The following is a 21,093-nucleotide window of genomic DNA, read 5'->3' as shown; positions in this document are numbered from 1 at the left end:
GGCTATATTGATGTTTGTCAACTCGCTCGTTCGGATGCGTGCGGTGTAAAGAACTGTAGCCCGTTGCAATATGGTATAGCTGAGGCTAAGATTTTTCCTGTGAAGTGCATAAGGAAGCCGCATGTCCATCAAGCCGACACCAGACACCTTCCAGGGCGTCCTCATTGACGCGGATGCGCAGGTCGAAAGCTTTCGCCAGACGCGCAACAGCCGACGGACCGAACTCGTCGAAGACTATGTGGAACTGATCGCCGACCTGATCGCCGATGGTGGCGAGGCCCGCCAGGTCGACATTGCCCAGAGGCTCGGTGTCGCCCAGCCGACCGTCGCCAAGATGCTCAAGCGTCTCGCGGCAGATGGGTTCATCCAGCAGAAGCCTTATCGCGGCGTTTTTCTGACTGCCCAAGGCAGCGAACTAGCTGAGCGGAGCCGTGAGCGGCATCGCATCGTCGAGAGCTTCCTCCGAGCGCTCGGCATCAGCCCGGAGACGGCGCGCATCGATGCCGAGGGAATCGAGCATTACGTAAGCGCCGAGACACTGGATGCCTTCAGGTTGTTTTTAGCTGATCCGAAGTGATCCGACACGCGAGGTCTGTTCGAGGGCGACGGTGGGCGTCGTACTCGGCTGCGAGCTTGCCGTGGGCAGCGTGCTCAGCATGTCCTCCAGCCGGGTGACGACATTGAGATTGGCCGACTCCGGTCCCGATGATCCACTGTCGAAAGAATTGAAGACTTCGGTCTCCGCAGCAACCCTCCCAGAAACACTGCTATCTCATTCAGGTACTCCGCCCTCGTTCTTCGCATCACAGAAGGAAACTCGTAGCGCACGTATCCCGCTTTGGAAATTGCGCCCAAGACCTTGTGAGTTGAAAACGAGACCTTCGCCACGTGCCCAAAACCCGTTTCAGCGGCGACGAGCGCATGCCCTGCCTCATGCACAGCGGTGACGTAAAGATGCTCGTCCGGCAGGGCAATCACTGGGCGCAAATGGTCCATGATGTGAGTCGGAGACAGATTTGAGCCGCTTGCTGGCCATGCCTTCGTCGGCTGACGCCGATATGGATTCCGCTAAAGCGGATACTTATTCATATGCGGGCGATTGGACCGCGTCCTCTCCGGTAAATGTCAGTAAGAATAAACTCGCCCTAAAAAGAGCGCAGAATTCCTAATCCTGAGGCCGATGGTTCGAATCGATCTGGGATTACCACCCGCCGAATGCCGAACAGCCCAGTCCGGCCCGGCGCGGCGAAAGCTTCAAACCTTTTCCTCTTCCTTCTCCGGCACCGTCACGCGCGGCTTCGGCTTCACCGACGGTACGATCGAGGGGCGCGCCTCGACCTTCGGCGTCGGCGCCTTGATGCCGAGCATGCTCTTGATGCGGTCGGAAACGAGTGGACGGAAGCGGCTGGCACGGAAGGGCATGTCCACGGCACCATAGCCCTCCGGGCCGTCGTCGTTGCCGCGATAGAGTTCCATCAGCTTGATGCCATAAAAATCGCCGTCGACATAATGCCGGTAGTGACCGACCCAGCGAACCGTGTAGATCTGGCCCTTGCGGATGCCCTGGTCGATCGAAACGTTCTTGAAGGTATCGTTGATGCAGACGACCTTCTGTCCGACGCGGAAATGGGCCATGGGAGTCTCCGCTGTTAAAATAGTTCAGGGTGCCTTGCGGCAGGCGATGCCGGGTGTTTCGGCACCCTTCGTCAGATCCTTCAGCGTACCCTCGTCACCCTTCGTCCACCATTCGAACTGACCACCCGCATATCGCGCGCCGGACCCGGCAAGAACATTGCTGGCAATCACGAACTCTTCACCGAAGGTGAGGATCGCAAGCGACACGGATTCGGCATTGATGTAGTCCGCCTTCACCTTCAGGTCGCCATCGCAATCATAGGAGACTGTCTGGCGGTCGACCGTGATCGTGTTGGGCACCTGCAGGACGATGTCTGTCGTGTTCCGCAGCATGGCCAGCCGCATCGCGTGTCCCCCGTCCTTGTCGGCAAGGTGCAGCAGGCCGTTTTCGAGCTTCCACGATCTCACCGTCCCGAGCGCATCGAAGAACTTCTGCTCCTGGTCCATCACGGCCGGCGCACACATCTTGCGGGTTGCCGCGGCCGGCGCAAAGGTCACTTCACCTTCCTTGCCGAATTTCAGATTGCCGCGATAGGTGTTGCAACCGCCGTTGCCGCCATAGGAGCCGTCCGTGCGGATCTCCAGCGTCGTTTGGAGGTTGTCGATGACACCCTTGCCGTTCAGGTCTTCCACGACCCAGGTAGCGCTCAGCCCCGGCGGCAGTGTATCCGCGGCGAAAACATTCGACGCAAAGCCGAGAGACAGCAGCAAAGCCGCAAGCGCATTCACCGATAACCGCACGGGCATCCTCCAAAAATCACCTGGCGAACCATCGCTCGCCAGCGGCGACGTTATGGCTGCTCCATTGAAAACGTCAAGCCTGTGCACGCCAGCGTGTTCAGGAACGCGCGCGTCAATACCTTGTTGCGCGCCGCAATCGGCTGTAGAGCCTCATCAAGACAATAAAAAGATCACGGAAGACAATCATGGCACCCAGCGAGGCGAGAAAGCGCCGCGTCACGATCCTCGGCTCGACCGGCTCGATCGGCACCAACACTTTGGACGTGATCGAGCAGCTTGGCGGGCGAGAGGCCTTCGAGGTGGTCGCCGTCACCGGCAGCGCAAACATCGAACTGCTGGCAAGCCAGGCAAAGGCCTTCAGCGCCAGCATGGCCGTCACCGCCGATGAAGGCCGCTACGATGAACTCAAGCGTGCGCTGTCCGGCACCGGCATTGCCGTCGGCGCTGGCCACGGAGCGCTTCTCGAAGCCGCCGCCGCCCCGTCGGACTGGGTTATGGCGGCGATCGTTGGTACCGCTGGGCTCGCACCGACGCTGGCTGCCGCCGTGCGCGGTGCCGACATCGCGCTCGCCAACAAGGAATGCCTTGTGTCTGCCGGAAGCCTGTTCGTGGAGGCGGTCACAGCCGGCGGCGGTCGACTGATCCCGGTCGACAGCGAACACAGCGCCATATTCCAGGCGCTGGAGGATGACCAGCGTCACGCGGTCGAGCGCATCGTGCTGACCGCTTCCGGCGGTCCGTTCCGCACCTGGTCACGCGATCAGATGGCAGGGGTTACGGCAGCGGTCGCCCGCGCCCATCCGAACTGGTCGATGGGACTAAAGATCTCGATCGGCAGCGCCTCGATGTTCAACAAGGCGCTGGAGATGATCGAGGCGAAGCACCTGTTCGACGTCCGGCCCGATCAGATCGAGGTGGTGGTTCACCCGCAGTCGGTGATCCACTCGATGGTTGGCTACACCGACGGCTCGGTGCTGGCACAGCTCGGCTGTCCCGACATGCGCACGGCAATCGGTTATGCTCTGACATATCCGGTGCGGTCCGCCCTCAACGTCGAGCGGCTGGACTTCGCCAAGCTCTCCCGGCTCGATTTCGAGGCGCCCGACGAGGTGCGCTTCCCGGCCCTGCGGCTTGCCCGTACCGCGCTCGAGCGCGGCGGGCTTCAGGGCGCGGTGATGAATGCCGCCGAAGAAATCGCCTTCCACGCCTTCGTCGAATCCCGCATCGGCTTCCTGCAAATGGCCGATGTCGCCGAACTGGTCATGGACGCGATGACCGAGTGGAACGCCGCTTCCTCCATGGAGGACGTCTATGCTGCCGATGCAGAGGCACGCCGGCGGGCAGGCGAGATAATCGCCAAAATGGAAATGGCCGCGTAAGCGCGGCCATTTCAGTCTTTCGCTTGAGTATTTTTGTCAGGCGACGGCGCGCGCCAGCGCGCAGCGCGACCAGAGCGCATGCAACGCGCCCACCAGATGGTCGATGTCCGCATCCGAATGCAGCGGCGTCGGCGTGATGCGCAGGCGCTCGGTCTTCTTCGGCACGGTCGGATAGTTGATCGGCTGAACGTAGATGCCGTAGTTGTCGAGCAACAGGTCGGAGATCCACTTGCACTTGGCCGCGTCGCCAACCATCACCGGAACGATGTGGCTGGGGTTCGGCATGTGCGGGATGCCGTTCTTGTCCAGCAGCGAGCGCAACCGGCGCACCCGCTCCTGATGGGCAAAGCGCTCCTGCTGGCTCTCCTTTAGATGGCGAATCGAGGCGAGCGCGCCGGCGGCAAGCGTCGGCGGCAGCGCGGTCGTGAAGATGAAGCCGGAGGCAAACGAGCGGATGAAATCGCAAAGGGCAGCGGAAGCTGCAATGTAGCCGCCCATGACGCCGAACGCCTTTCCGAGCGTGGCTTCGATCACCGTCAGACGATGCATCAACCCCTCGCGCTCGGCAACGCCGCCGCCGCGCGGGCCGTACATGCCGACGGCATGGACCTCGTCAAGATAGGTCATTGCGCCGTATTTGTCGGCGAGGTCGCAGATCTCCTTGATCGGAGCGATGTCGCCATCCATCGAGTAGACAGATTCGAAGGCGATGATCTTCGGAGCCTTCGGGTCGGCCGCAGCAAGCTTCGCCTCGAGATCCCTAAGGTCGTTGTGCTTCCAGATGACCCGCTCGCATTTTGAATGGCGGATGCCCTCGATCATGGAGGCGTGGTTGCCGGCGTCGGAGAACATGATGATGCCGGGAATCTTCGAACAGAGCGTGCCCAGTGCGGCCCAGTTCGAGACGTACCCGGACGTGAAAAGCAGCGCCGCCTCCTTGCCGTGCAGATCGGCAAGTTCGCGCTCCAGAAGAACGTGATAGTGGTTGGTGCCGGAGATGTTGCGGGTGCCGCCAGCACCGGCGCCACACTGGTCGATGGCGAGCTTCATCGCCTCGGTGACCTTTTGATGCTGCCCCATGCCGAGATAGTCGTTGGAGCACCAGACCGTGACTTCCTGCACGCCGGAATCGGTATGGCGGGTCGCCTTCGGGAATCCACCCTTGTGGCGCTCCAGATCAGCGAAGACGCGATAGCGGCCTTCCTGATGCAGCCCGTCCAGTTCATTTTTGAAGAAAGCCTCAAAGTCCATCACTGTCTCCAGACCGGTATCCCGGCACATTTCGGGCGCAAACTGCCGCCCGCTTCGCCCCCTCGACCTACACCTCAGGAGGGCCACCCGCAACGAAAAGGCGCTGCGGCATATCCGCACCGACCTTTGAACCATTCCAAGCTACCTGCTCAAAAACCATCGCAACTTGATGCATGTCAAGCATGAACGCAGAAGGGCGGCTCGCGCCGCCCTTCTCAGTTTCAAAGTCTAGCAATGATCAGGCCGCGGCAACGGCACGCTTTGCCATCACATTCACGAGGTTGGCCCGGTAATCGGCGCTGCCGTGAATATCCGAGAGCAAGTCGGAGGGGTCCGTCGCAATGTTGGCAAGCGCGGCCGGCGCGAAGTTGGCAGACAGGGCCTTCTCCATTGCCGCGTGGCGAAACACCCCGTTGGAGCCCGCACCAGTCACCCCGACGCGAACTCCGCCGGTCCCCTTCGCCACAAAAACGCCGGCCATCGCATAGCGCGAAGCCGGGTTCGGAAATTTGCAATATGCGGCCTTCTCCGGCTTCTTGAAGCTGACGGCGACGACGATCTCGCTCTCTTCCAATGCGGTCTCGAACAAGCCGGTGAAAAAGTCGTCAGCTGCGATCTTGCGCTTGTCGGTTTCGATCGTCGCCCCCAGCGCCAGCATGGCAGACGGGTAATCCGCGGCCGGGTCATTGTTGGCGATCGAACCGCCGATCGTACCCATGTGACGCACGTGCGGATCCCCGATCAGGGAAGCAAGATGAGCGAGCGCCGGGCAGGTAGCCTTGAGATCGGCAGATGAGGCGACCTCGGCATGGGTCGTGCCGGCCCCGATCCTCACGGTGTCGCCGGAGACCGTGATGCCCTTCATTTCGGCGACATGCCTAAGGTCGATCAGGTCCGACGGCGCCGCCAGACGCTGCTTCATGGTCGGAATCAGCGTCATGCCGCCGGAGACATACTTGCCGTCGTCCGCAGCGCCCTTCAGGCGGACGGCGTCTGCGACCGAGGAAGCACGATGATAGTTTGTTGCATACATATCTGGTCACTCCCTCAATGGGCCGCATGGGCCGCCGCCCAGACCTTCTGGGGCGTGGCGGGCATGGTGAGTTCATTGTTGCCGATCGCGTCGGTGATCGCGTTCATCAGCGCCGGCGGCGAGCCGATCGCGCCGGCCTCGCCACAGCCCTTGATGCCGAGCGGATTGTTCGGGCAAGGGGTGTTCTGGTGCGAGACCTGGAAGGACGGCAGATCGTCGGCGCGCGGCATGGCGTAATCCATGTAGCTCGCCGTCAGCAGCTGACCGGTCTGTGGGTCGTAGTGGACGCCTTCGAGCAGTGCCTGACCGATCCCTTGCGCGATCCCGCCGTGGACCTGGCCCTCGACGATCATCGGGTTGATGATGTTGCCAAAGTCGTCGGCGGCGACGAACCGGATGATCTCGGTCTTGCCGGTGTCCGGATCGACCTCAACCTCGCAGATGTAGCAGCCGGCCGGGAAGGTGAAATTCGACGGGTCGTAGAATGCGCCTTCCTTCAGCCCCGGCTCCATGCCGGCGGGCAAGTTGTGCGCGGTATAGGCGGAAAGCGCCATCTGGAACCACGGCACCGACTTGTCCGTACCCGCCACCTTCAGCTCGCCGTTCTCGATGACGATATCGCTCTCGTCAGCCTCCATCAGGTGGGCGGCGATCTTCTTGGCCTTGGCTTCGACCTTGTCGAGCGCCTTGACGATCGCCGACATGCCGACGGCGCCGGAGCGCGAGCCGTAGGTGCCCATGCCCATCTGTACCTTGTCGGTGTCGCCGTGGACGATCGAGACATTGTCGATCGGCACGCCGAAGCGGTCGGAGACGAGCTGGGCGAAGGTGGTCTCATGGCCCTGGCCGTGGCTGTGCGAGCCGGTGAGCACCTCAATCGTGCCGACGGCGTTCACCCGCACTTCCGCCGATTCCCATAAGCCCACGCCGGCGCCAAGCGAACCGACCGCGGCGGACGGAGCGATGCCGCAGGCCTCGATGTAGCAGCTCATGCCGATGCCGCGCTTCTTGCCGCGCTTTTCAGCTTCCGCCTTGCGGTCGGCAAAGCCCGCCCAGTCGGCCTGCTTCATCGCCGCTTCGAGCGAGGCTTCGTAGTCGCCCGCGTCATAGTTCATGATAACCGGGGTCTGGTGGGGGAAGGAACGGATGAAGTTCGTCCGCCGCAGTTCCGCCGGCGAGACTCCGAGTTCGCGCGCCGCCGTCTCCATCGTCCGCTCAAGCAGATAGGTCGCCTCCGGCCGCCCTGCCCCACGATAGGCATCGACAGGCGAAGTGTTGGTGTAGACCGCCCGGACATTGGCGTGAATTGCCGGAATGTCATACTGGCCGGACAGCAGCGTCGCATAGAGATACGTCGGCACCGCCGAGGAGAAGAGCGACATGTAGGCGCCGAAATTGGCGATCGTGTCGACTTTCAGCGCCGTGATCCGGTTGTCCTTGTCGAACGCCATTTTCACGGTCGAGACGTGGTCACGACCGTTTGCGTCCGTCAGGAAGGCCTCGGTGCGATCCGAGTTCCACTTGACCGGAACACCGGTGCGCTTGGAGGCCCACAGGCAGACGATCTCCTCCGGATAGATGAAGATCTTCGAACCGAAGCCGCCACCGACGTCAGGCGCAATAACCCGCAGCTTGTTTTCCGGTGCGACGTTGTAGAACGCGCTCATCACCAGCCGCGCCACATGTGGGTTCTGGCTGGTGGTGTAGCAGGTGTAGTGGTCCTCCGCGCTGTCGTAGACGCCGAGTGCCGCGCGCGGCTCCATCGGGTTCGGTGCCAGGCGATTGTTGACGATCTTCATCTCGGTGACATGGGCCGCGGCGGCGATCGCCGCATCGGTGTCCGCCTCGCTGGTGCCGATCGCCCAGTCGTAGATGAGGTTCCCGCCCGCTTCCGGATGAAGCTGCGGCTGGCCGCTCTTGAGCGCCGTCACCGCATCGGTCACCGCAGGCAGTTCTTCATACTCGACGACGACCTGTTCGGCGGCGTCCCGCGCCTCACCGACGCTGTCGGCGACGACAACGGCGACAGCGTCACCGACATAACGCACCGTCTCATGCGCGAGCGGACGCCATGCGCCCATCTTCATCGGGCTGCCGTCCTTGGAATGGATCATCCAGCCGCAGATCAGGTTGCCGATCCCGTCAGCGAGCATCTGCTGGCCGTTGAGGATGCCGATCACGCCCGGCATGTTTTCCGCGGCCGACGTGTCGATGCTCTTGATCTTCGCATGCGCGTGCGGCGAACGCACGAACACGGCATGCTTCATGCCCGGAACGACCATGTCGTCCGTGTAGCGCCCCTTGCCCGTCAGGAACCGCTTGTCTTCCTTGCGCGCCACCCGCGCGCCGATACCATCCACACCCATCAGTCATCTCCTCCCGAGATACGTCGAGCCGACAGGAAGCAGCCTAGGATTCAGCGAATAGAGAGTCCTTTTGCGGCCGCCAACACCATCGGACTTGCCCTTCCGGCTATTGGCTATTCTCTATCCACCTATTCGGCCGCCTGGCGACCGGCGCTCATCTCTTCGGCAGCGGCGAGGATGGCCTTGACGATATTGTGGTAACCCGTGCAACGACAGATGTTGCCTTCCAGGTTCTCACGCACCGTCTTCTCGTCGAGCTTGCCGCCGTAGCGGTTGATCATGTCGACGGCAGTCATCACCATGCCGGGCGTGCAGAAGCCGCATTGCAGGCCATGATTTGCCTTGAAGGCCGCCTGCACCGGATGCAGTTCACCGCCTTGGGCGAGACCTTCGATCGTGGTGATGGAGGAGCCGGCGGCCTGGACCGCCAAGGTGGAACAGCTCTTGATCGACTTACCGTCCATGTGCACGACGCAGGCGCCGCATTGGGATGTATCGCAGCCGACATGCGTTCCGGTCAGGCCCAGCTTGTCGCGGATGAAGTGGACCAGCAGCGTGCGGTCCTCCACGTCACCGCTGACCTGCCGGCCGTTGACCGTCATCGTAACTTTCGTCATTCGTTCCTCCCTCGTGGTTCACTCGCGAGGCATTCCGGATCCGAAAGCGGCTTAAGCGGCGACTTCGAAAGACCGAAACACCTGCAAATTCCTTGCTGCAGCCGAAGGCCCCTCCCAGTCCTCCGAAGGTCCGCGACGTCCCTCGCCGTCCGGCCCTGCAGCCACCGCATCATTCGTCCTTTTCAATCTGTGATCAACCGCTCTTTGCCGGCAAGTCGATTTTTTTTCGGAAGGAACCAATAGAAACGGCGTGCGCCTTGCCTTTATTCAGGATCCAAAAAAATACTTTAAGCCCATAGACTTCCCCTTTTTCGGCCGTATTGTTCGCGTTTGTGACATTGCCAAAGATACGAATCGGCGAAAGCTGGTTTGGGGACACTTTAGAAGCTGGCGCCTTTTTACGCCGGTTCAACCTTGGAGAGATTTTGCATGAAGAAAGCCATAGCGCTCGTGCTGATCGGCCTGGCCGCCGCAAGCTGCACGAAAACGGAGAAGGGGGCCGGTATCGGCGCTGCCACCGGCGCGATCATCGGTGGCGCGATCACCGGTGACGTTCGCGGTGCAGCCGTGGGTGCCGCCATCGGCGGCGTCAGCGGCGCAGTGATCGGCCACGTCGCCGACCAGCCCGGCCAGTGCTACTACCGCGATCGCTACGGTCGTCGCTACATCGACGATTGCTGATCCAAAACGGAACACAGCTGCAAGCTTCACGAGACCCCGGCATCGCCCGGGGTCTTTTGCATCCATGCAACTGTCGCAACAGAAAACCGCGCCGCGCGTCAATTTTTCTTCCCATCCGGGTAGAACCGCCGTTAATCTTAGGGAAATGCTAACGGGCTAGGCTCAAATCGAGCCTGCGTGGCCTGCCAGACCGTTGTTCGGACTGCGAGTGCCGCACAATCTGAGGAGAGACCGGACATCAACCGGTCCATCGTCGGAACGGGAAAGGCAATAACAGCGGATGCGGGAACGTATCGACCGGCGTAGATTGAGTAGTGCGTATCTGCGGGCGGGGACCATCCTTGCAGCCGCCTGCGTGCTCGCGATTCTGCCTGCCGCCGCCACGCCCGCCTTTGCCTTCAAGATCTTCGGCATGCGCTTCTTCGAAAGCGACGAGGAAAAAACGGAGGTCATCGATCCGGTCAACTACACGCTAAGTTTCAACGCAGGAACCGACGACGACGAACTGAAGAACGCCATCGAGGCGAGCTCCCTGCTGAAGCAGGACGACGGACAACCGGTCTCCGGTGACCTCGGCCTCGTCATCAAGGCGCGCGACGATCGCGACAGGATCCTAGCAGCGCTGTACGAAAAGGCCCGCTACGGCGGGGTGGTGGATATCCGCATCAACGGAACGCCGCTCGACTCGCTGCCCCCTCTTCCCGATTTTCCTTCCGGCAACGTGCCTGTCGCGGTGACGGTGCACCCCGGCCCGGCCTTCACCTTCGATTCGATCACGCTTTCCGGCGATGCCGCAAGCCGCTCCGCCGCAGACTACGGCCTCATTCGCGGCGCGCGGGCCGATTCGACCGTCATCATCAAGGCGGGCGAACGGGTGGTCGCCGACCTGAAGGCCGAGGGCCGGCCGCTGGCCAGGCTCACCGACCGCAAGGCGATCGCCGATCACAAGACAAACACCGTCGACGTCGTGATCAGCGCCGAAGGCGGCCCGGTCGCAAATGTCGGCGACGTGACAGTGACCGGCGCAAAAGACGTCGACCCCGGTTTCGTCAAATACTATTCCATGATCAACGCCGGACAGCCCTACTCGCCGGAACGCTTGACCAAGGCGGCAGACCGATTGCGCCAGCTCGGCGTTTTCTCCAGCGTCACCATCCATGAGGCGGAGCAAGTTTCGCCCGACGGCACTTTGCCGATGACGATCGAAGTGTCGGAAGGTAAGCAGCGCTATTTCGGCGCCGGGGCACAGTTCTCGACGATCGACGGTTTCGGGGTCCAGGGTTATTGGGGCCACCGCAACCTGTTCGGCCGGGCCGAGTCGCTTCGGATCGAGGGGGCTGTCAACGGATTCGGGCAAGGCAGCGGCTTCGACGACATCGGCTATTCGGCCGGTTTCCTGTTTGCCAAGCCCGGCGCCTTCGGCCCGGCATCAACCTTCACCGCCAGCCTGAAGGCCGCGATCGCCGACACGGACGCATACTATGCGACCAGCTTCACGCTCGCAGCCGGCGCGACCTTCGAGCTCACCGACCTCGACACGCTGTCCTTCGGCGTCGAAGGCGCGTGGATGGACGTGAACGACCCGTTCGGCGACAATACCTACCTGACGGCCGCCGTTCCGATCGAATATGTGCGCGACACGCGCGACAACAAGCTCAACCCGACGACCGGCTACCGGGCGATGATCAACGCCAAGCCGACCTACGAGTTCGATCACAGCACGTTCTTCTCGAGCTTCGAAACCTCCGGATCGGTCTACCAGGCGCTCGGCGCCGAGGAACGCATAGTACTGGCGGGCCGCCTCGGCGCGGGCACGATCGTCGGCGCGCCGACACTGCCCGACATTCCCGCTCCCCGCCGCTTCTATCTCGGCGGTGGCGGCACCGTCCGCGGCTACGGCTTCCAGGATATTTCGCCGCGCAACAGCGATAATGAGCCGCTCGGCGGCCGATCCTATGTCCTCGCCTCGGCGGAGGTGCGCGTCAACATCACCGAGAAGATCGGTATTGTTCCGTTCATCGATGCTGGCACGGTCTCGCGCGACGAGATCCCCGATTTCAGCGACATCCGCGCCGGTGCCGGCATCGGTCTGCGCTACGCTACGCCATTCGGTCCGATCCGCGTCGATGTCGCCGTGCCCCTGAACCCATACGACGACGGCGATTCCTACGGAATCTATGCGGGCATCGGGCAGGCCTTCTGACAATCGTCGCCCCGGGGATTCCGATATTCCGGGATATGCGCTAGGACTTGAATCATGAGCCGGTTCTTCAAAATCCTGCAGCAGGCGCTTCGCTACCTCGGCTACGTTGCCGCCCTTCTCGTGATCGCCATCCTCGGCGTGGTCGGCTTTATCGGCTTCACCGATCCAGGCGCGCGCCTTGCCGCCTCCTTCATCGAGGATGCAACGGCCAGTTCCGACACCCGGATTGCGATTACCAAGCCGTCTGGACTGTTGACCGGCAGCCTTCGCGCCGAGACCATTACCCTGAGTGATCGGGAAGGCGCCTATGCGGAGATCCGCGACCTTGCCGTCGACTGGTCGCCTCTTGACCTGCTGTTCCTCCAGTTCAACGCCCAGCGCGTCTCCGCCGGCGAGCTCGTCGTTTCACGCCGACCGGTTCCAGGTGGCGATACCAAGACCACTTCCGACAGCAAGCCATTCTCTTTGCCAGTTACGATCCAGGTTGACAGCGTTGACATTCCGAGCATCACCCTGGCCGAAGGAGTTGCCGGCCAAGAGCAACACCTGCGCCTCTCCGGCAGCGGTGGCTTCGACCGCCAGAGCATTGCGCTGAACCTTGCGCTTGCGGCCAAGGACCAGCCTGGCATCTCCGTACTGACGGATCTGATCTTCAATCCCGGCGAGGACAAACTCCAGCTGAAGGCTGATATCACCGAGCCGCCGGGCGGTATGCTGGCCCGCGCGCTGCTCATACCAGGCGAGCCCGCGGTAGCGGTGCGCCTGACCGGCGATGGACCGCTTTCAGCATGGGCCGGGCGGCTAACAGCGGCGCTCGACGGAAGCGAGGTTCTCGCGCTCGACGCGCGCCATGACCAGTCCACCAACAACCTTCACACCGTCGCCCTCAAAGGCGGCGGCACCTTCGAGGCATTGCTGCCCCCTCACCTGCGGCCGCTCTTCGCCGGTACGACAGCGATCGACGTGGCGGCCGCTACAAACGGCAGCAATCTTCTGCGGATCGAACGCGGCCTCGTGACGACGGGCGCGCTGTCGCTGAACGCAGCCGGCACGCTGCAGACGACAGGTGAAAACAACCTCAATATTCGGCTAACAGGGGCGGACGGTTCGACGCCGATCCCGATCCGCTGGCCGCTCGCAAACGGCGAATTCGCGGCCAATCTCTACGGTCTACAGCTGGTAGCCTCGGGCCCCGCCGAAGCGACCGCCGTCAACCTCAACGTCAACCTTGCCAGCGCGACCGCGCCGCAAGGACGGCTGGAGAGCATCCTGCTGACAGCCAGCAGCGCGGACACAAATGTCTCGACGAAGACCGGCCATGCGAGCCTGTCGCTGATCGCCGAACGCTCGGCCATGTCGGATCCCAATCTCGAACGGCTCGTCGGCACGCCATTGAAGGTCAACGCCGCCCTTGCCTTCTCACCGGAGCAACTGAAGTTTGATCCCGTCACCATCGAAAGCAGCAGCATCGGCGGCCAGATCAGCGGCAGCTACCTGCTGGAACCATCAATGGGAACGGCGAGCTTCAAATTGTTCGCGCTGCCGGACGTTCTGCCCGAAGCAATGGCTTCCCGCGTGCAGGGAACCATCGCGCTCGAAGGTGAGGCAACGATCGGAGCCGGCGGCGCGATGTCGCTGTCGAACCTTCAGATCAAGTCGAGCGTGGCGGAAGCGACCGGCGAAGCGAGCCTTGCCGACGGCAGCCTGCAGGCGAAGCTCGTCGGGCGACTGATCGATGCCGGAGCCTTCATTGAAGGCGGCAGCGGCGAGATCGCCTTCGATGCAACGGCGAGCGGCCCGACGGATGGGCCGAACGTGCAGGCGAAGATTACATCGAACCAGCTTGGGCTTGCGGGCCGTACACTGGACGACATTGCGATCGATCTCAACGGCAAGGCATCCGCGACGGCGCCCGCCGGCGACTTCACCTTGACCGCCTCCATGAACGGCCAGGCGATCGACGTGCGATCCAGCGTTGTTTCCGACGCCGGCCAAATTTCGGTTCCGACGCTTGAGGCGGTTGTGGGCAACAACAAGCTGAACGGCGCGCTGACGCTCGGCGAAGGTTTTATGCCTGACGGCACGATCCGCTTCGATTTCCCCGAGCTTGCCACCATCGCAACACTCGCGGGCCAGAGTGCCACCGGCGATTTTGCCGGAACGCTTGCCTTCACCAACACGGACGGTAAGGGCTCGCTGGTCATCGCGGCGACAGGAACGGAGATTCGTCGCGACACCGCAACGATATTCAAGCCGGCTCTGGACGCAACCATCGAAGACCTCAAAGCTGGGGCCGTTTCCGGCACGTTTAGCGCCGATCTCGCCCGCGTCGGTGAGAACGATCTGGAGGCACCAGTCATCGCCTTCACGCATTCGGGAAGCATCACCGGCTTCAACATCTCCGGGCGCTACGAGAATGCGCCGCTGGCGATCGAAGGCGATGTCGCCCGGCACGATACGGCGACCGTCATTGCACTGAGGACGCTGGATGCCGCCATCGCAGGTTTGCCGTTGTCGCTGAAGGAAGCTGCCTCGATCTCCATTCTCGACGGCAACATCACCTTCGATAATCTGGCCATCAATGCCGGCGACGGCGTCATCGCCATTTCCGGTTCGGCCAATCCGGCCGGCAAGAGCAGCCTTGCCGTAAACCTCAGCGGTATCGACGGCCCTGCCGAATATCGTTTTCCCACCAAGGGTGGTGAAGCGGTCGCCCGCATCGAAGCGGCGCAGTTGACGCTTTCCGGCGAGTTGAAAGCAGCGGCGATCTCGCTCGCAGCAACCGTCGCATCGGCGCAGGTGCCGCAAGGAACGGTGTCCGGCATCGACATCGTCGCGACAAGTGATGTCTTCGACCTGATCGGCCGGCGCGGCAATCTCAAAGTCGGCATCCAGGCGGGCGTGATCGATCTGTTGAACGCCGACGCGAACCGGCTGCTGCAGGTGCCGCTAAACGCAACGGCCTCTCTTTCCATTACCCCCCAACGCATCGATTTCAGCGATGCTGCCATCCACGGTGCGGGCCTGAACGTCAAGGCCGATGGCCATTTCGTGCCTGAGGATGCGTCGGCGGCCGCAAAAGTGGATGCAAGCGTGGCGGCGACGGCGCTGCCTCCAGCGCTCTCCAGCCGTTTCGACACGCCCTTGCAAGTGACGGCAGATGTCGTCCGCGGGTCAGATGGTGTCATCAACCTCCAAGCCTTCAACTTGGCCTCCGGCACCATTGCCGCCAAGGGTACGGCAAAGCTTGCCGGAGAGAATCTCGACGTCAGCGTTTCCGGCACGCTGCCTGATCTCGGTAAGCTGCTTGCCGACGCCAAGGGCCGGGCGACGTTCGAGGCCACAGCCACAGGGCCGCTCGCAGCCCTCGGCGTCAAGGCTCGGCTGGACTCGAGCGGCGCCGAGCTTGCCGGCCGGACGCTGAGCGATCTTGTCCTAACGCTCAATGGCACTGCCGACCGGACAGCCCCCGCTGGCAACCTGACCGCAACGGGCGCAATCGGCGGACAGCCGATCAACGTCAAGTCCAGCGTCGTTTCGGAGAACGGCACTATCTCCATTCCGTCGATCGATGCGCAGATCGGCGAGAACGTGCTTTCCGGCGCGCTGAAGCTCGATGCGAATTTCCTGCCGGATGGCACGGTGAAATTCGATCTTCCCGATATCGGTCTGCTTGCGGCGATGGCAGGTCAGCAGGCCGAAGGTGATCTGGCCGGTTCGGCTTCCATCAACACTGCGGACGGAAAGACGGCCGTGTCGATCCAGGCCTCCGGTTCCGGTATTACACGTGACCAGCTCCGCATCGTCCAGCCGCAGATTGACCTGAAGACCGCAGACCTTCGCTCACTGGCGATTTCCGGCATTGTGCGGGCAGACGCCTTCACGTCCGGCACCAACCGGGTGGACGCGCTCGCTCTGAGCTTCACCCAGCAAGGCCCAAAGACGCTGTTCGATCTCGGCGCGCGCTATGATGGTGCGCCGCTCACGGTCAAGGGCTCCGTCGCGCAGCAACAGGCTGGCATGACGATCGGGCTCGATGCCTTCCAGGCCACCCCGAGAGGCATTGCCATCCGGCTCGACCGGCGGGCGGTCCTGAACGTCCGGGGCGGTGCGGTCTCCATAAACGACTTCACGATCCGCACCGGCAGCGGCAGCATCGCCGTCAGCGGCACCGCTGGCGAAAACCTTGGCCTCGCCATCAGGGTCAATGCCGTGCCGGCCAGCTTGGCCAACACTTTCTCGGCCGGGCTCGGGGCGGAAGGCACGATCGGCGGCACCGTGAACGCCAAGGGCACAGCTGCGGCACCGCAGGTGAATTACGCCCTGACATGGAACAATGCGGCGACAGCCCAGACCCGCTCTGCCGGCGTCAGTCCGCTTACAATCGGCGCAAATGGTCAGTTCGCCGATAATACGGTCCAAGTACAAACAAACCTTTCCGGGCCGAACGGTCTCGCGTTCCGCGGCGGTGGTACCGCCGGTGTCGCCGGCAACATGACACTCGACCTGACTTTCTCAGGCACGTTGCCCTTCGCCCTCCTGCAAGGACCGCTCGGTCAGCAGGGCTTCCTGCTCACCGGCAACGCCGCGGTCGAGCTCGCCGTCAGGGGGCCGGCGAAAACCCCTTCCATCACGGGCACGATTACGACCTCCGGCAGCCAGCTGGTGGATGTGCGACGCAATCTCTCCATCGAGAACCTGACGGGCCGCGTGGTGTTGGACGGCAGGCAGGCAGTCATCCAGCAATTGACCGGCCGGATCGCGACCGGCGGCCAGATCAGCGCGAGCGGTTCGGTCGGCATCCTTCCCGGATCCAACTTCCCGGCTGATCTGTCGATCAAGCTGAACGATGTTACCTATGTCGACGGCAGGCTGCTGACAGCCAACCTGACCGGCGATCTGACAATCAGGGGGCCGTTGCTGGCGGGGCCGGTCCTCGGCGGCCGGATCGAGATCCGGAAAGCCAACATCACCATCCCGCAAAGGCTGCCAGCCTCACTTTCGGAAATCGACATCAAGCATCGGAATGCACCGGCTGATGTGAAAGCCATGGCGGCAGCACTTCGTGGTGACGAGGGCGGTGGAAGCGGCGAAACCCGAGGCATCGGCCTAGACCTGCGGATCGATGCTCCTAGCCGGATCTTCGTGCGCGGCCGCGGCATCGACGCCGAACTCGGCGGCAGCCTGACGCTGCGCGGCACGTCGTCGAGCCCTGCGGTCTCCGGCGGCTTCGACCTTCGGCGTGGGCGGCTGGAAATCCTCGCCAAGCGGCTCGATTTCACCAGCGGGCATATCGGCTTCACCGGTGGGCTTGTCCCGACAATTAATTTCGTCGCGACCTCCAGCGCCAACGCGACGACGATCAACATCACCATTGCCGGACCGGCCAACAATCCCTCGGTGTCCTTCACTTCGTCCCCTGCCCTTCCGCAGGACGAGATTTTGGCACGGCTGATCTTTGGCAGGTCCATGAACAACCTCTCCGCCTTCCAGATCGCCCAGCTCGCTGCTGCCGTCGCAGACCTCGCAGGCGGCGGAAGCGGGGGCTCCCTGCTCAGCGGCCTGCGAAGCAAGCTCGGCATCGACGACCTCGATATCACGACCGACTCCCAGGGACGTGCACAGGTTTCGGCCGGCAAGTACCTGAACGAGCGGACCTATCTCGAGCTGAAGCAGGACCCGGAGACGGGCGGCGGCAAAGCAGCGATCAATCTCGATGTCGGCAGGGGTGTGAAGCTGCGCGGCGAAGCCGGCAGCAACGGCGCCGGCGCGGCCGGTATCTTCTATGAAAAAGAATATTGAGGTCGTGCCACCTGCGGGAATCGCTCGCCGGTGGTGGCTTCGGCCGGACCCCGCCGAGTCCCGGACGTCGTGACGCCGGCCCGCAGCTTGCGGGTCGGCGTACTTCCCGGTTGAACAATCCTTAACCTCGGCCCGGTTATCCTCGTCGCAAGCAGTCAGACTGCAAGTGACAGATGAGGCATAACCCCAGATGACGACCTTCAAGACGGCCGGTTTTGCCGGCGAAACCCTCGAGATCATTGCTTTCCGGCTCCATGATCAGGAATTTTGCGTAAAGACGACGACGATCCGCGAAATCCGCGGCTGGGCACCGTCGACGCCGATCCCGCATTCCCCCCCGGACGTCATTGGCGTCATGAACCTGCGCGGAACGGTGATCCCGATCATCGACCTCGCCCACAAGCTGGGCATGAAGAGCACGGAAGCCAACGAGCGCAGCGCCATCGTCGTTGCCGAGGTACACAACATGGTCGTCGGCCTCGTCGTCGACCGCGTGTCGGATATTCTCACCATTCGCGCCGACCAGATTCAGCCGGTGCCGGAAGTCACGACGTCCTTCGACAAGGTTTACGCCGAGGGTATCATCGCCCACGAAAACGGCATGATCTGCTTCCTCAACCTGGCGCGCATGTTCAAGGAGCGCGACGTCGAGGACATGGCGGCCTGACTCTTTCCTGTAGACAGTTTCGCAACATTCCGAAGCCGCCAGATCTCGCGATCGGGCGGCTTTTTTGGTTTGCCGCCGCTGCGCCACACAGAAGGACGAAATACAGCCAGGAATTGCTCGATGTACATTGATCGCGTTTGGCGCGATTAACAGTTACTTTTCAGAACGAGGTAAACACCTAATTTAGGGGAAGCTCATATTCACCACTTCTTAATCACATCGTCGCATTTGTGACCTGCAGGCTATGCACAGCCACCCGACATGACGGCGCAGTCCCCGAGTTCTCATCGCATCCAGTGAAACGCGCGGGACGGCACGCCCCGGGCCAACAACAATCACTGCGCCGATAACATCGCATATGTCCCCCGGCAGACGGCGGAGAGCATATGCGATGTCCTAAGGGCGCCTCGCGCGAACATGAGGGACATGATGCTTTCATTCGGCAAATTTACAGATTCAAGTCAAATTCTCGATGCCATCTCGAAATCACAAGCGGTCATCCAGTTCGATCTGACCGGCAACCTCCTGATGATCAGTGCCTCCAACCAGCACGTTAAGACGGTGTCGCGCTCGTCGGCCAGACCGGCAAGGCACTGGAGTGAGATCCTGGTCCAGGTTCAGGATGTCCACGTAAACGTCACCACGATCGTCGAGGCGGCCCGCGAACAGTCGACCGGACTTTGCGAGATCAACCAGTCGGTCAACTCCATGGACCATGGCGACGCAGCAGAATGCCGCGATGGTCGAGGAAAGCACCGCCGCAAGCCATTCGATGGCCCGCGAAGCGGAAGCGCTGCACATTCTGCTGCGGCAGTTCCGCCTCGACCGATCGGAGAAGACGCCGCAGCATACCACAACGCAGCTCCATGCTGTCCGAAGGACGGTGCGCGGCGGTGCCGCGGCTGCCGTGACTAACTGGGAAGAGTTCTGACACTCGAATGAGAGATTAGAATTGCAGCGGCCGCCTTTGGGCGGCCGCTCACACCTGCTGGTTTCAACGGATTTCCAATCGACTTTCGTAGGTCAGAAAGTCGCGAAGCATTAACCCCTTGCGCGTGCGGTCACGCGGCGGACGTGTGCCTGCCATGCTGAGGCTGTATCGGCAGCGACGGTATCGAGGAAACGATCGAGGATCGCATTGAAAACGTCCGCCTTCTCCCAGAAGGGCGCATGGCCGGCTCCCTGGAAGACAATTGGCTCGCTTGCGAAGTGGTCCGGAAGATTGATTCCGGCAAGATAGCCGAGACGAACGAAGGGGTCGTCGGTTCCCGCAACGATGGCGACTGGAATTGACGCCATCTCGATTGTGCGGCGCTGGTCTACCCCATCGCCGCGCGCAAGGCTCTGCGCAAAAATTGACCGAACCAGCCCGTCAGTCCGCAGGACCAGATCCTGGAACGGCGGTTCGATTGAGGTGAAACATAGAGAGGCAAAGCGGGCAGCGTCACGCTCGGTGAAGATCTGCTTCGAGGTAAGAAGGAGATCGAGCGACGCATGGAAGGCGCGGAACATACCGATCAGACCCCGCGGCATGGGCGGCGCGCCACAGAGCATCAGGCCGCGAATGCGCGTGCTCCGGCTCATCCACTCGATTGCGACATGGCCGCCAAGCGACCAGCCGAACACCGCCAGCCGCTTCAAGTCGAGGGCATCGGCAATCTCCTCGAGGCATTCCGCAAAGCCGGTCACCGTGTAGGCGGAGCGCGGGTCGGGCGCATCCTCCGATTCGCCATGTCCCGGCAGATCGACGGCGATCAGACGCCAGCGTTTCGCAAGCCCGCTGTCGAACTGCCGTTCGAAGACGCGCCGGGAAAAGCTCGAACCATGAACAAGAACGACCGGGAAGCCCGAACCGCCCGTGTCGCTGTAGCGCACGGCACCGTGACGGGTCACGATCGTCTGACTGTCGAATACCATCGCTCTTTCCCGATGAGACTGCTGCGCTCACTGCGCCGAATCGCCTCCGGGAGCGTACACCTCGTTCGTGAACGAGACGCTAAAGCCGGTGTTGCATGAGAGCGGGCTGAAACCGGCCAATCGATCACAACCACTAGACGTGGATATGCATCGACCCCGCATTGCGGCATCGCGCGGCCACGGATATGGTTCGGCGGAACCGCACAAGAGAGGGGTCGGCCTCGCGCCGGCGAAGAAATGGAAACAGCACTGGACATTGCCGTCACCTGTTTGAGCGTTATCGTCGTCGGTTTCTATACTTGGTCGCTACGCGGACATTTTTCATCTCCCCGTATGCCTGATGGCATGAAGGTCGTCTCGGCCGCAGTGACACTGACAACCCTCTATTTCCTCTATCTGGTCTGGAGCCGGCAGCAGCCGGTCGCCGCGCAGCTGGTCGGCCTAGGTCTGGAAATCGCGGCAACTGTACTCTTCTGGTGGGCGATATCGGCATCCCGCAAGGCGCGCCTGCGCTTTGCTTTCGACCCGGACAAGCCGGACAGCCTCGTCACGATCGGGCCCTACCGCCTCGTGCGGCACCCGTTCTACACGTCCTACATCATCTTCTGGACCGGCTGGGCGATTGCGACCTGGACCCTTTGGTCTGTCCTGCCTGTGCTCGCCTTCGTGATCATTTATGTCGTCGCGGCGAAAGGCGAGGAAAGCAAGTTCGCAGCTACACCGCTGGCGGCCGAGTATGAGGCCTATCGCCGCCGCACGGGTTTCCTGATTCCGAAGATTGCGGGGGCTTGAACCGACTGG

Annotated in this window: 14 protein-coding genes and 1 pseudogene; 8 read left to right on the top strand and 7 right to left on the bottom strand. The window is 62.2% G+C overall.

From position 1 onward, the window contains the following. The first annotated feature begins 121 nt into the window (after positions 1 to 121). Positions 122 to 577, top strand: coding sequence for a manganese-binding transcriptional regulator MntR (gene mntR, locus IB238_RS19830; protein ID WP_192250994.1), 456 nt, complete (start codon positions 122 to 124; stop codon positions 575 to 577). A 677-nt stretch (positions 578 to 1,254) separates the two neighbouring features. On the opposite strand, the gene IB238_RS19825 is transcribed toward mntR, so the two are convergent. After that, positions 1,255 to 1,635 (bottom strand): CAP-Gly domain protein, encoded by a 381-nt coding sequence (locus tag IB238_RS19825; protein ID WP_192250991.1) that lies wholly within the window; start codon positions 1,633 to 1,635, stop codon positions 1,255 to 1,257. 24 nt (positions 1,636 to 1,659) lie between these two features. Then, entirely contained in the window at positions 1,660 to 2,376 is a 717-nt protein-coding gene (locus IB238_RS19820) for an META domain-containing protein (RefSeq protein ID WP_192250988.1), read from the bottom strand. A 185-nt stretch (positions 2,377 to 2,561) separates the two neighbouring features. On the opposite strand from IB238_RS19820, the gene dxr reads away from it, so the two are divergent. Then, positions 2,562 to 3,755 (top strand): 1-deoxy-D-xylulose-5-phosphate reductoisomerase, encoded by a 1,194-nt coding sequence (gene dxr, locus IB238_RS19815; protein ID WP_192250985.1) that lies wholly within the window; start codon positions 2,562 to 2,564, stop codon positions 3,753 to 3,755. Between the two features lie 36 nt (positions 3,756 to 3,791). Here the strand turns inward: dxr and hemA are convergent, their stop codons facing one another. The 4 genes from hemA to IB238_RS19795 form a co-directional block, all read right to left on the bottom strand. Continuing rightward, positions 3,792 to 5,006 (bottom strand): 5-aminolevulinate synthase, encoded by a 1,215-nt coding sequence (gene hemA / locus IB238_RS19810; protein WP_192250982.1) that lies wholly within the window; start codon positions 5,004 to 5,006, stop codon positions 3,792 to 3,794. A gap of 238 nt (positions 5,007 to 5,244) precedes the next feature. Continuing rightward, positions 5,245 to 6,039 (bottom strand): xanthine dehydrogenase family protein subunit M, encoded by a 795-nt coding sequence (locus tag IB238_RS19805; RefSeq protein WP_192250979.1) that lies wholly within the window; start codon positions 6,037 to 6,039, stop codon positions 5,245 to 5,247. A gap of 14 nt (positions 6,040 to 6,053) precedes the next feature. Continuing rightward, on the bottom strand, positions 6,054 to 8,405 hold the full coding sequence (locus IB238_RS19800; RefSeq protein WP_192250976.1) for a xanthine dehydrogenase family protein molybdopterin-binding subunit: 2,352 nt from the start codon (positions 8,403 to 8,405) through the stop codon (positions 6,054 to 6,056). 128 nt (positions 8,406 to 8,533) lie between these two features. Continuing rightward, positions 8,534 to 9,022, bottom strand: coding sequence for a (2Fe-2S)-binding protein (locus IB238_RS19795; RefSeq protein WP_192250973.1), 489 nt, complete (start codon positions 9,020 to 9,022; stop codon positions 8,534 to 8,536). A 429-nt stretch (positions 9,023 to 9,451) separates the two neighbouring features. Here IB238_RS19795 and IB238_RS19790 point away from each other — a divergent pair, with 429 nt between their 5' ends. The 5 genes and pseudogenes from IB238_RS19790 to IB238_RS19770 all read left to right on the top strand — a co-directional run. After that, the gene (locus tag IB238_RS19790; protein WP_192250970.1) at positions 9,452 to 9,703 is read left to right on the top strand and encodes a glycine zipper domain-containing protein; all 252 of its coding nucleotides are present in this window, start codon (positions 9,452 to 9,454) and stop codon (positions 9,701 to 9,703) included. 280 nt (positions 9,704 to 9,983) lie between these two features. Further along, complete coding sequence (locus IB238_RS19785) at positions 9,984 to 11,906, top strand: autotransporter assembly complex family protein (protein ID WP_192250967.1); 1,923 nt, start codon at positions 9,984 to 9,986, stop codon at positions 11,904 to 11,906. Positions 11,907 to 11,960: 54 nt separating this feature from the next. Next, on the top strand, positions 11,961 to 17,708 hold the full coding sequence (locus IB238_RS19780) for a translocation/assembly module TamB domain-containing protein (protein WP_192250964.1): 5,748 nt from the start codon (positions 11,961 to 11,963) through the stop codon (positions 17,706 to 17,708). Positions 17,709 to 17,898: 190 nt separating this feature from the next. Further along, entirely contained in the window at positions 17,899 to 18,375 is a 477-nt protein-coding gene (locus IB238_RS19775) for a chemotaxis protein CheW (RefSeq protein ID WP_192250961.1), read from the top strand. 528 nt (positions 18,376 to 18,903) lie between these two features. After that, a pseudogene (locus IB238_RS19770) lies at positions 18,904 to 19,306 on the top strand (methyl-accepting chemotaxis protein); the annotation flags it as partial. A gap of 110 nt (positions 19,307 to 19,416) precedes the next feature. Here IB238_RS19770 and IB238_RS19765 read toward each other — a convergent pair. Continuing rightward, positions 19,417 to 20,292, bottom strand: coding sequence for an alpha/beta hydrolase (locus IB238_RS19765; protein WP_192250958.1), 876 nt, complete (start codon positions 20,290 to 20,292; stop codon positions 19,417 to 19,419). A gap of 237 nt (positions 20,293 to 20,529) precedes the next feature. Between IB238_RS19765 and IB238_RS19760 the strand changes: the two genes are divergently transcribed. Beyond that, a complete protein-coding gene (locus IB238_RS19760; protein ID WP_192250955.1) occupies positions 20,530 to 21,084 on the top strand; it encodes an isoprenylcysteine carboxylmethyltransferase family protein in 555 nt (184 codons plus the stop codon). Positions 21,085 to 21,093 lie beyond the last annotated feature (9 nt).

The organism is Rhizobium sp. ARZ01 (assembly GCF_014851675.1).
Lineage (GTDB): Bacteria > Pseudomonadota > Alphaproteobacteria > Rhizobiales > Rhizobiaceae > Mycoplana.
The sequence above is the reverse complement of the archived record's forward strand: the minus strand, read 5'-3'. Positions and strand labels throughout refer to the sequence as shown.